7 protein-coding genes are annotated in these 12087 nt (G+C 73.3%); all 7 read left to right on the forward strand.

Annotated features, from left to right (window positions below; genetic code table 11):
* Nucleotides 1-121 precede the first annotated feature (121 nt).
* The 7 genes from trpC to pyk all read left to right on the forward strand — a co-directional run bounded on the left by trpC (nucleotide 122) and on the right by pyk (nucleotide 12048).
* The gene (gene trpC / locus ACFUVW_RS15135) at nucleotides 122-946 is read left to right on the forward strand and encodes an indole-3-glycerol phosphate synthase TrpC (RefSeq protein ID WP_430572150.1); all 825 of its coding nucleotides are present in this window, start codon (nucleotides 122-124) and stop codon (nucleotides 944-946) included.
* A 183-nt stretch (nucleotides 947-1129) separates the two neighbouring features.
* Complete coding sequence (trpB, locus tag ACFUVW_RS15140) at nucleotides 1130-2440, forward strand: tryptophan synthase subunit beta (protein ID WP_430572151.1); 1311 nt, start codon at nucleotides 1130-1132, stop codon at nucleotides 2438-2440.
* A gap of 26 nt (nucleotides 2441-2466) precedes the next feature.
* Nucleotides 2467-3297, forward strand: a complete 831-nt coding sequence (gene trpA / locus ACFUVW_RS15145) for a tryptophan synthase subunit alpha (RefSeq protein ID WP_430572156.1) — start codon at nucleotides 2467-2469, stop codon at nucleotides 3295-3297.
* Entirely contained in the window at nucleotides 3294-4382 is a 1089-nt protein-coding gene (gene lgt / locus ACFUVW_RS15150; RefSeq protein ID WP_430572152.1) for a prolipoprotein diacylglyceryl transferase, read from the forward strand. Before trpA ends, lgt begins: the two co-directional genes overlap by 4 nt.
* A 120-nt stretch (nucleotides 4383-4502) precedes the next feature.
* Nucleotides 4503-9071 carry a glutamate synthase large subunit gene (gltB, locus tag ACFUVW_RS15155; RefSeq protein ID WP_430572153.1) on the forward strand — a complete coding sequence of 1523 codons (4569 nt, stop codon included), beginning with the start codon at nucleotides 4503-4505 and terminating at the stop codon, nucleotides 9069-9071.
* On the forward strand, nucleotides 9064-10530 hold the full coding sequence (locus ACFUVW_RS15160) for a glutamate synthase subunit beta (protein WP_430572154.1): 1467 nt from the start codon (nucleotides 9064-9066) through the stop codon (nucleotides 10528-10530). The genes gltB and ACFUVW_RS15160 overlap by 8 nt, the downstream gene beginning before the upstream one ends.
* A 93-nt stretch (nucleotides 10531-10623) precedes the next feature.
* Entirely contained in the window at nucleotides 10624-12048 is a 1425-nt protein-coding gene (pyk, locus tag ACFUVW_RS15165) for a pyruvate kinase (RefSeq protein ID WP_430572155.1), read from the forward strand.
* Nucleotides 12049-12087 lie beyond the last annotated feature (39 nt).

The raw sequence follows: 12087 nt of genomic DNA on the forward strand, positions 1-12087 counted from the left end.
CCCGACGACGGGGGGCGCGCCGTCGTCGTCTCACGCTCGGAGACGTGTCCGGGCCGCCCCGCGGACGGGCCTACGATGGCAGGCAGACGTCGGTGCGGCGTCAGGGACGGGGAGGCAGACCATGACGGTCCTGGAGGACATCGTCGCGGGGGTCCGTGAGGACCTCGCGGTACGCCAGGCGCGGACGTCGCTCGACGAGCTCAAGGAGCGCGCGGCGCGCGTGCCGGGCGCGCTCGAGTGCTGCGGTCGGCTGCTCTCGGAGGATCGCGTCGCCGTGATCGCCGAGGTGAAGCGGTCCAGCCCTAGCAAGGGCAGCCTGGCGCCGATCTCGGACCCGGCGGCGCTGGCCGAGGAGTACGCCAGCGGCGGGGCCAGCGCGATCTCCGTGCTCACGGAGCAGCGGCGGTTCGGAGGCTCGCTCGCCGACCTCGACGCCGTCCGCGCCCGGGTGGACGTGCCGGTCCTGCGCAAGGACTTCGTCGTCACGCCGTACCAGGTGTGGGAGGCCCGGGCCCACGGGGCGGACCTCGTGCTGCTCATCGTCGCGGCCCTGGAGCAGACCGTGCTGACGTCCCTGATCGAGCGGGTGCACTCGCTCGGCATGACGGCGCTGGTCGAGGCCCACACCGCCGACGAGGTGCGCCGCGCGCTCGACGCCGGCGCGCGCGTGGTCGGCGTGAACGCCCGCGACCTCAAGACCCTCGAGGTGGACCGCACGACCTTCGCGCGGCTCGCCCCGCTCATCCCCGACGACGTCGTCCGCGTCGCCGAGTCCGGCGTCCGCGGCCCGCACGACGTGCTCGACTACGCCCGGTCCGGCGCGCACGCCGTGCTCGTCGGCGAGGCGCTCGTCACGGACGGCGCCCCGCGCCGGTCGGTGGCCGACCTGGTCGCGGCCGGGCAGCACCCGGCCCTCTGGTCGGTGCGTCCGGCGGCCCAGCCGTAACCCGCTGCCGGGCGGCCCGCCGGCCGTCCCGGTGACCGCAGCACACCGCGACACATCACCACACGGCACACCATCCCCCACGGCGTCCTGGACGGCGGGCGGCGGAGGTCCGGGCGACCGGTACCCTCGGACGACCCCTCGCGCAGAGCGCGCCGAGCGGTGCCGACGAGAGACGGAGGACCCGTGCCCGACCAGCCCGTACGGGAGGCCCTGACCGAGACCCTGGCGCACCAGGTGCTCGGGCGGCTCGCGGACGTCGAAGGCCCGTACTTCGGGCAGTTCGGCGGCCGCTTCGTGCCCGAGGCCCTCATCGCCGCGCTCGACGAGCTCGAGACCGAGTACCGCAAGGCCCTCGGCGACCCGGCGTTCACGGACGAGCTGGCGCGCCTGCACCGCGAGTACACCGGGCGCCCCTCGCCGCTCACCGAGGTGCCGCGGTTCGCGGAGCACTGCGGGGGCGTGGAGGCCGGCCACCGGGTGTTCCTCAAGCGCGAAGACCTCAACCACACCGGGTCGCACAAGATCAACAACGTCCTCGGCCAGGCGCTGCTGGTCAAGCGCATGGGCAAGACGCGCGTGATCGCCGAGACGGGCGCCGGGCAGCACGGCGTGGCCACGGCGACCGCGGCCGCCCTGCTCGACCTCGAGTGCGTCGTCTACATGGGCGAGGAGGACACGCAGCGGCAGGCGCTGAACGTCGCCCGGATGCGGCTGCTCGGTGCCGAGGTGGTGCCCGTGACCATCGGCTCGCGCACCCTCAAGGACGCCATCAACGAGGCGCTCCGGGACTGGGTCGCGAACGTCGAGTCCACGCACTACCTGCTCGGCACGGTCACGGGCCCGCACCCGTTCCCCGAGATGGTGCGCGAGTTCCACCGCATCATCGGCGAGGAGGCACGTGAGCAGATCCTCGAGCGCACCGGCCGGCTGCCGGACGCCGTCGCGGCCTGCGTGGGCGGCGGCTCCAACGCGCTCGGCATCTTCAACGCCTTCCTCGACGACGAGGGCGTCTCCCTGCACGGCTTCGAGGCCGGGGGAGAGGGCATCGAGTCCGGTCGGCACGCCGCGCGCTTCTCCGGCGGCGCCCCGGGCGTGCTGCACGGCGCCCGCTCCTACCTGCTGCAGGACGACGACGGCCAGACGCTGCCGAGCCACTCCGTCTCGGCCGGGCTGGACTACCCGAGCGTCGGGCCCGCGCACTCCTGGCTGCACGACCTGGGGCGCGCCACCTACGAGCCCGTGACCGACGACGAGGCGATGGAGGCCTTCCGCCTCCTGTGCCGCACCGAGGGGATCATCCCGGCGATCGAGTCGGCGCACGCGCTCGCCGGCGCCGTGCGCCTCGGGCGCGACGCGGCCGCGGCCGGCCGCACCGGGCAGGTGATCCTGGTGAACCTGTCGGGTCGCGGGGACAAGGACGTGGCCACCGCGGCGCGGTGGTTCGGGCTCCTCGACGAGGACCAGGCGGACGGCACGCCGGAGGGGGACCAGTGACCACGACCGACACCTCGCCCGCGGCGATGTCCGCCACCGGAGCGCGCCTCGATGCCCTCCGCGACGAGGGCCGCGCGGCGCTCGTCGGCTACCTGCCCGTCGGGTTCCCCGACGTGGAGCGCTCGATCGAGGCCGTCCTGGCGACCGTGGACGCGGGCGCCGACGTCGTCGAGATCGGCGTGCCGTACACCGACCCGGTGATGGACGGCCCCGTCATCCAGCGCGCGGCGGAGGCCGCGCTCGCCGCCGGCACCCGGGTCCGCGACGTGCTGCGCGTCGTGGAGGCCGTCGCCGAGCACTCGGGCGGCCGCGTGCCCGCTCTCGTGATGACGTACTGGAACCCGGTGCTGCGGTACGGGGTGGACGCGTTCGCGCGCGACCTCGCCGCTGCCGGCGGAGCGGGTCTCATCACCCCCGACCTCATCCCCGACGAGGGGGGCGACTGGATCGCGGCGTCGCAGGAGCACGGCCTCGACCGTGTCTTCCTCGTCGCGCCGAGCTCCACGGCCGAGCGCCTGGCGCTCACGGCGCGGGCGTCGCGCGGCTTCGTCTACGCGGCGTCCACGATGGGCGTGACCGGTACCCGCGACCAGGTGGGCGACCGGGCCGAGCAGCTCGTCGCGGACACGCGCGCGGCGGGCGCCGACCACGTGTGCGTCGGTCTCGGGGTCTCGTCCGGCGACCAGGCCGCCGAGGTCGGCAGGTTCGCCGACGGCGTCATCGTCGGGTCCGCGCTCGTGCGCCCGCTGCTGGCCGACCGCCCCTGGGCGGACCGGCTCGACGCGTTGCAGGCTGCCGTGGCGGACCTCGCCGACGGCGTGCGCCGTGCCCGCGGGGGGCCGGGGGAGAGCGCGTGAGCGCGACCCTGCTGGCGTCCGCGGCGTCGGTGCAGGCGGCGCTCCCCAGCCCGTCGCAGCACACGTGGTACCTCGGCCCGGTGCCGGTCCGCGCCTACGCGCTGGCCATCCTGGCCGGCATCGTCGTCGCGATCTGGATCACCACCAGGCGCTGGGTCGCCCGCGGCGGTGACCCGGACGACGTCCTCGACATCGCGTTCTGGGCCGTGCCCTTCGGCATCGTCGGCGGGCGCCTGTACCACGTGATCAGCACGCCCGACCCGTACTGGGGCGAGGGCGGCGACCCCGTCCGCGCCCTGTACGTATGGGAGGGCGGCCTCGGGATCTGGGGCGCGGTGGCGCTCGGCGCCGTCGGCGCCTGGATCGGCTGCCGGCGCAAGGGGGTGCGACTGAGCTCGTTCGCGGACGCGCTGGCCCCGGGGCTGCTCGTCGCGCAGGCGATCGGGCGCCTCGGCAACTGGTTCAACCAGGAGCTGTTCGGAGCCCCCACCACGCTGCCCTGGGGGCTCGAGGTCTCCCCGGAGGTCATCGAGCGCCTCAACGCTGCCACCGGGACGTCGTTCCCGGCCGGCACCCTGTTCCACCCCACGTTCCTGTACGAGCTGCTCTGGAACCTCGGGGCGGCTGCGCTTCTCGTCTGGCTCGACCGCCGGTACAGGCTCGGTCATGGGCGGGTATTCTGGGCCTACGTCGCGCTCTACACTCTGGGCAGGGTGTGGATCGAGATGCTCCGCATCGACACCGCCGAGCACGTGCTCGGGCTGCGTCTGAACGTGTGGACGTCGATCGTCGTGGGCCTGGGTGCCCTCGTCGCCTTCGTCGTCATCGGCAGGCGCTACCCCGAGCGCGAGGACGGGGTGGAGCTGCCCGGCCGCAGCCGCGACCGGCAGGAGGAGGACCGTCGGTCCGGGGGCGACCGGCACGACGCCGAGCACGACAGCCAGCTTGACACCACGAGCACCGCGCACGCCGGGGCCGCCGCAGGCGCCTCCGGCCGGGACGACGGCCGCGACAGCGGCGGCGGACCGCACCGTGCGGACGCGGACGGCTCCGGTCCCGACCAGGGACCGGCCGACCGCGCCTGAGGCGACTCCGACCGGGGCACCACCCGGGCGGGGCCGCCTATGTTTCCGACGGGCCGACGATGTCCCGACCACCTTTGAGCATGACGCGCCCGCGTGCGGGCGTGCAGGAGGACGGTGTTGATGACCACGCCGCAGCATCGGGTCGCGCGGCCCTCGGCCCAGGGCCTCTACGACCCCGCGTCCGAGCACGACGCGTGCGGTGTCGCGTTCGTCGCGACCCTGCGCGGGACGCCCGGCCGCGACATCGTGGACGCGGGCCTGACCGCGCTGTTGAACCTCGACCACCGCGGCGCGGTCGGTGCGGAGGAGAACAGCGGGGACGGGGCCGGGATCCTCACGCAGATCCCGGACGCCTTCGTCCGTGACGTCGTCGCCGCGGAGCTCCCGCCGGCCGGCCACTACGCGATCGGCATGGCCTTCCTGCCGCAGGCCGTCGCGGAGGCCGACGCGGCCGCGCGCCGGTTCGAGGCGATCGCCGCGGAGGAGAAGCTCGACGTCCTCGCCTGGCGCGACGTGCCGGTCACGGCCGACCTCGTCGGCCCGACGGCGCGCGCCTCGATGCCCCTGTTCCGGCAGGTCGTGGTGGCGGACCCGTCGCGCGAGCTGTCCGGGCTCGAGCTGGACCGGCGCACCTACCGCCTGCGCAAGCGCGCACAGAACGAGCTCGACCTGTTCCTCGCCTCGCTGTCGAGCCGCACCCTCACCTACAAGGGCATGCTCACGACGGCCCAGCTCGAGCCGTTCTTCCCCGACCTGAGCGACCCGCGCTACGCGTCGGAGATCGCGCTGGTCCACTCCCGGTTCTCCACGAACACGTTCCCCTCGTGGCCGCTGGCGCAGCCGTTCCGGCTCGTGGCGCACAACGGCGAGATCAACACGGTGCGCGGCAACCGCAACTGGATGGCCGCCCGCGAGAGCACCATGGCGAGCGAGGTCCTCGGCGACCTCACCCCGCTGCTGCCCGTGTGCACGGAGGGGTCGAGCGACTCCGCCAGCTTCGACGAGGTGCTGGAGCTGCTGCACCTGTCCGGCCGCTCGCTGCCGCACGCCGTGCTGATGATGATCCCGGAGGCGTGGGAGAACCACGCCGAGATGGACCCGGCCCGGCGTGCGTTCTACCAGTACCACGCGAACCTCATGGAGCCGTGGGACGGGCCCGCCTGCCTCACGTTCACCGACGGCACCCTCATCGGCGCCGTCCTCGACCGCAACGGCCTGCGACCGGGTCGCTACTGGGTCACGGAGGACGGCCTCGTCGTGCTCGCGTCGGAGGCCGGCGTCCTGGACCTCGACCCCGCGACGATCGTGCGCAAGGGGCGCCTCGAGCCGGGGCGCATGTTCCTGGTCGACACGGCCCAGGGCCGGATCGTGGAGGACGACGAGCTCAAGTCGCAGCTCGCCGCCCAGCGGCCGTACGGCGAGTGGATCGCCGGCAACACGATCACGCTGGACTCGCTGCCGGAGCGTGAGCACGTCGCGCACTCGCCCGCGTCCGTCCAGCGGCGCCAGCGCGCGTTCGGGTACACCACCGAGGAGCTGAAGATCCTCCTCACGCCGATGGCCGACACCGGGGCGGAGGCGCTCGGGGCCATGGGCTCGGACACGCCGATCGCCGTCCTGTCGAGCCGGCCGCGGCTGCTCTTCGACTACTTCACGCAGATGTTCGCCCAGGTGACGAACCCGCCCCTGGACTCGATCCGCGAGCAGCTGGTCACGGCGATCGACAGCACCATCGGGCCCGAGCCGAACCTCCTCGAGGAGGTGGCGAGCCACGCCCGCAAGCTCGACCTGCCGTTCCCGGTGCTCGACAACGACGAGCTCGCCAAGATCGTGCGCATCGACCGCGACCCGCGGCTGGAGGGCGAGTTCCGCGCCGGGATCGTGCGCGGCCTCTACGAGGTGTCCGGCGGCGGCAGGGCGCTGCAGGCCCGCCTGGAGGAGATCTTCGCCCAGGTCGACGCGGACATCGCGGCGGGCGTGACGCACGTCGTGCTGTCCGACCGCGACTCCGACTCGGAGCTCGCTCCGATCCCGTCGCTGCTGCTGACCAGCGCCGTGCACCACCACCTGCTGCGCCAGGGCACGCGCACGCGGATCTCCCTCGTGGTGGAGGCGGGCGACGTGCGCGAGGTGCACCACGTCGCGCTCCTCATCGGCTACGGCGCGGCCGCGGTGAACCCGTACCTCGCCATGGAGACGGTGGAGGACCTCGCGCTGCGGGGCTACCTCGGCGTCACGCCCGAGAAGGCCGTCGCCAACCTCATCACCGCGCTCGGCAAGGGCGTGCTCAAGGTGATGAGCAAGATGGGCATCTCGACGATCATGTCCTACCGGGGCGCGCAGATCTTCGAGGCCGTCGGCCTCTCGCACGAGCTGGTCGAGGACTACTTCACCGGCACCACGAGCCGCCTGGCCGGCATCGGCCTGGACGTCATCGCGGCCGAGGTCGCGGCGCGGCACGCGGAGGCGTACCCGGCGTCCGGCAACCACGCGGCGCACCAGCGGCTGACCAGCGGCGGCGAGTACCAGTGGCGCCGGGACGGGGAGGAGCACCTCTTCGACCCCGAGACCGTCTTCCGGCTGCAGCACGCGACCCGCACCGGGCGGATGGACATCTTCCGCCAGTACACGCGGCGCGTGGACGAGCAGTCGCGCCGGCTGATGACGCTGCGCGGCCTGCTGCGCTTCACCCCGGACCGCGAGCCGGTGCCGATCGACGAGGTCGAGCCGGTCTCCGAGATCGTCAAGCGGTTCAACACGGGCGCGATGTCGTACGGGTCGATCTCCGCGGAGGCGCACGAGACGCTCGCGATCGCGATGAACCGCCTCGGCGGCCGGTCCAACACGGGCGAGGGCGGCGAGGACCCGGAGCGTCTGTACGACCCGGAGCGCCGCTCGCGGGTCAAGCAGATCGCCTCCGGCCGGTTCGGCGTGACGAGCGAGTACCTCACCAACGCCGACGACATCCAGATCAAGCTCGCCCAGGGCGCCAAGCCGGGCGAGGGCGGACAGCTGCCCGGGCCCAAGGTGTACCCGTGGGTCGCCAAGACCCGGCACTCGACGCCCGGCGTCGGACTCATCTCGCCGCCGCCGCACCACGACATCTACTCGATCGAGGACCTGGCGCAGCTCATCCACGACGCCAAGAACGCGAACCCGGCCGCGCGCGTGCACGTCAAGCTCGTCTCCGAGTTCGGCGTGGGCACCGTGGCGACGGGTGTGTCCAAGGCGCACGCGGACGTCGTGCTCATCTCGGGGCACGACGGCGGCACGGGCGCGAGCCCGCTGACGTCGCTGAAGCACGCGGGCACGCCGTGGGAGATCGGCCTCGCCGAGACCCAGCAGACGCTCGTGCTCAACAACCTGCGCGACCGCATCGTCGTGCAGGTCGACGGGCAGATGAAGACGGGTCGCGACGTCGTCGTGGCCGCCCTCCTCGGGGCCGAGGAGTTCGGCTTCGCCACGGCGCCGATGGTCGTCTCGGGCTGCGTCATGATGCGCGTCTGCCACCTGGACACCTGTCCCGTCGGCGTGGCGACGCAGAACCCCGAGCTGCGCAAGCGGTTCACGGGCAAGCCGGAGTTCGTCGTGAACTTCTTCGAGTTCATCGCGCAGGAGGTGCGCGAGCACCTCGCCTCGCTCGGCTTCCGGTCGATCGAGGAGGCCGTCGGGCACGTCGAGGCCCTCGACACGCGCAAGGCCGTCGACCACTGGAAGGCGCAGGGCCTGGACCTCGCGCCGGTGCTCGCCGCGCCCGAGGCGGTGCCGGGCACCACGCTGCACCAGGTGGCCGCCCAGGACCACGGCTTGGCCAAGGCGCTGGACAACCAGCTCATCGAGAAGGCGCGCCCCGCGCTCGAGGACGCGCTGCCCGTGCGGATCGAGCTGCCGGTGCGCAACGTCAACCGCACGGTGGGCACGATGCTCGGTCACGAGGTGACCAAGCGGTACCGCGGCGCGGGCCTGCCCGACGACACGATCGACGTGACCCTCACGGGGTCCGCCGGCCAGTCCCTCGGCGCGTTCCTGCCGCGCGGCGTCACGCTGCGCCTGTTCGGCGACGCCAACGACTACGTCGGCAAGGGCCTGTCGGGCGGCCGGATCGTCGTGCGGCCCGACCGGTCCGCGGTGCTCGAGGGCGCCGCGAACGTCGTGGCGGGCAACGTCATCGGCTACGGCGCGACGTCGGGAGAGATCCTGCTGCGGGGCCGCGTGGGCGAGCGCTTCGCCGTGCGCAACTCGGGCGCGACGCTGGTCACCGAGGGCGTGGGCGACCACGGCTGCGAGTACATGACGGGTGGCACCGTGCTGGTGCTCGGCCCGACCGGCCGCAACTTCGGCGCCGGCATGTCGGGCGGCGTCGCGTACGTGCTCAACCTGCGGCAGGTCGCGATGAACATCCAGGCGGTGAAGAGCGGCGAGCTCGAGGTGGGCGCGCTGGACGACGCCGACTGGGAGCGCGTGCGAGGCCTGCTGGAACGGCACCTGGCGGAGACCGGGTCGCCCGTGGCGGCCGAGCTCCTCGAGGACGACGACGCGCGGGCCCGCTTCTCGCGCGTCCTGCCCGCGGGCTGGGCCCGCGTGCGCGCCGCGCTGGCCGACGCCGAGGCCGCCGGGAAGACGCTGGGCGAGGGCGACGACTTCGACCCGGCGATGTGGGAGCAGATCATGGAGGTGGCGCGTGGCTGACCCCCGCGGATTCCTGAAGGTGCGGGAGCGCGAGCTCCCGCCGAACCGTCCCGTCGAGGTGCGGCTGCGTGACTGGAAGGACACGCACGCCCACCGCGAGGAGGGGCAGCCGTTCCTCAAGGAGCAGGCGGGCCGCTGCATGGACTGCGGCATCCCGTTCTGCCACCAGGGCTGCCCGCTCGGGAACCTCATCCCCGAGTGGAACGACCTGGTGTGGCGCGACCAGTGGGCCGACGCGATCGAGCGCCTGCACGCCACCAACAACTTCCCGGAGTTCACCGGGCGCGTCTGCCCGGCCCCGTGCGAGACGAGCTGCGTGCTGGGCATCAACCAGCCCGCGGTGACGATCAAGAACGTCGAGGTCTCGATCATCGACGAGGCGTTCGAGCGCGGCCTGGTGACCCCGCAGGTGCCGCAGCGGCTCACGGGCTCGACCGTCGCCGTCGTCGGCTCGGGACCGGCCGGCCTCGCCGCCGCCCAGCAGCTCACGCGCGCCGGCCACACGGTCGTCGTGTACGAGCGGGACGACGCGATCGGCGGCCTGCTGCGCTACGGCATCCCCGACTTCAAGCTCGAGAAGCACCACATCGACCGGCGCCTCGAGCAGATGGAGGCCGAGGGCACCCGCTTCCGCCCCGGCGTCGCCATCGGCCGCGACATCACCTGGGACGCGCTGCGTCGCCGGTTCGACGCCGTGGTCCTCGCGACCGGCGCCACCGTGCCGCGCGAGCTCGCCCTGCCGGGCCGCGACCTCGGCGGCGTGCACTTCGCGATGGACTTCCTCACCCCGGCGAACAAGGCCGCGGCGGGGAGCCCCGTCGACGGCGCGCCGTCGGCCGCGGGCAAGCACGTCGTGATCATCGGCGGCGGCGACACCGGCTCGGACTGCCTCGGCACGTCGCTGCGGCAGGGCGCGGCCAGCGTGACCACCCTGGCCATCGGCAAGAAGCCGCCGCTCGAGCGGCCGGCGAGCCAGCCGTGGCCGACCGACCCGATCGTCTTCGAGGTCTCGACGTCCCACGAGGAGGGCGGGGAGCGCAGCTACCTGGCCTCGACGGTAGAGTTCGTGGGGGGCGAGGACGGGAACGTCCGTGCCCTCAGGGTCGCGGAGACCGAGTACCTGCCGGACGGCCGGCGGGTGCCCAAGGAGGGCACCGAGCGGGAGATCCCGGCGGACCTGGTCCTCATCGCCATGGGGTTCACCGGCCCGGAGACCGACGAGCTGGTGGCCCAGACCGGCGCGGAGCTCACGACGCGCGGGCTGGTGCGGCGCGGCGACGACTACGCCACCAGCCTGCCCGGCGTGTACGCGACGGGTGACGCGGGCCGAGGGCAGTCGCTGATCGTCTGGGCGATCGCCGAGGGCCGCGCGACGGCGGCCGCCGTGGACGCCTACCTGCAGGGCAGCTCCGAGCTGCCCGCGCCGGTCGGCCCGCGGACGGTCGCGCTGCGAGGATAAGAAGAACAACGACGAAGCAGTACCCGGGGCCGTTCGGGCGCCCGGGCGCCGCCCCGGCTCGCGCCGGGGCGGATCGACGACGAGGCTGGAGACATGCGCAGAGCGAAGATCGTGTGCACCATCGGACCCGCGACGGCGTCCTCGACCAAGCTCCGTGAGCTGGTCGACGCGGGCATGGACGTGGCCCGGATCAACCGGAGCCACGGGGAGCAGGCGGAGCACGAGGCCGTCTACCACGGTGTCCGAGAGGCGGCGAAGGAGTCCGGCCGCAACGTCGCAGTCCTCGTCGACCTCCAGGGCCCGAAGATCCGGCTCGGCCGGTTCGCGGGGGACCAGAAGCACTTCCTGAACGAGGGTGACACGTTCACCATCACCACGGAGGACGTGGAGGGCACCAAGGAGCTCGTCTCGACGACGCACAAGGGCCTGCCGGGCGACGCCCGCGTCGGCGACCCGATCCTCATCGACGACGGCAAGGTGCGCGTGCGCGTCACCGCCGTCGAGGGCCCGCGCGTCGTGACGACCGTCGAGGTCGCCGGCCCGGTGTCCAACAACAAGGGCCTCAACCTGCCCGGCGTCGCCGTCTCGGTGCCGGCCCTGTCGGACAAGGACACCGACGACCTGCGCTGGGCGCTGCGTCTCGGCGCCGACATCATCGCGCTGTCGTTCGTGCGGTCCGCGAAGGACTACGACGACGTCGCGGCGATCATGGCGGAGGAGGGGCGCACGGTCCCGGTCGTCGCGAAGATCGAGAAGCCGCAGGCGGTGGAGAACCTGGAGGAGGTCGTCGCGGCCTTCGACGGCTTCATGGTGGCCCGCGGCGACCTCGCGGTGGAGATGCCGCTGGAGCAGGTCCCGCTGGTGCAGAAGCGCATCGTGGAGCTGGCCCGCCGCAACGCCAAGCCGGTGATCGTCGCGACGCAGGTGCTGGAGTCGATGACCACCAGCCCGACGCCGACGCGCGCGGAGGCCTCCGACTGCGCCAACGCGGTGCTCGACGGCGCGGACGCGGTCATGCTGTCCGGCGAGACCAGCGTGGGCGACTACCCGATCGTCACGGTCCAGACGATGGCCCGGATCATCGAGGCCACGGAGGAGATGGGTCGCGAGCGCATCGCGCCGCTGGGCTCCTCGCCGCACACCCGCGGCGGAGTCATCACCCGCGCCGCCGCCGAGATCGGCGACTCGCTCGGCGTGAAGTACCTCGTGACGTTCACCCAGTCGGGCGACTCGGCGAAGCGCATGTCGCGCCTCCGCTCGGGGATCCCGCTGCTGGCGTTCACGCCGGAGGAGAGCGTGCGCAACGTCCTCGCGCTCACCTGGGGCACGACCACCTACCAGGTGCCGAAGGTCGACAGCGTCGACGCGATGGTTGGCCAGGTGGACTCCACGCTGCGGGCGAACGGCCTCGCCGAGCCCGGCGACCGCGTCGTGATCGTCTCCGGCGCCCCGGTGGGCGTGCCCGGCACGACGAACTCGATCCTCGTGCACCAGGTCGGCAGCCACTCCGACGTCTGAGCGCACGCGAAGCGCACGTGACACGCCGGGGGCGTGCGG

Origin of the sequence: Isoptericola sp. NPDC057391 (assembly GCF_042668085.1) — a bacterium.
Lineage (GTDB): Bacteria > Actinomycetota > Actinomycetes > Actinomycetales > Cellulomonadaceae > Isoptericola.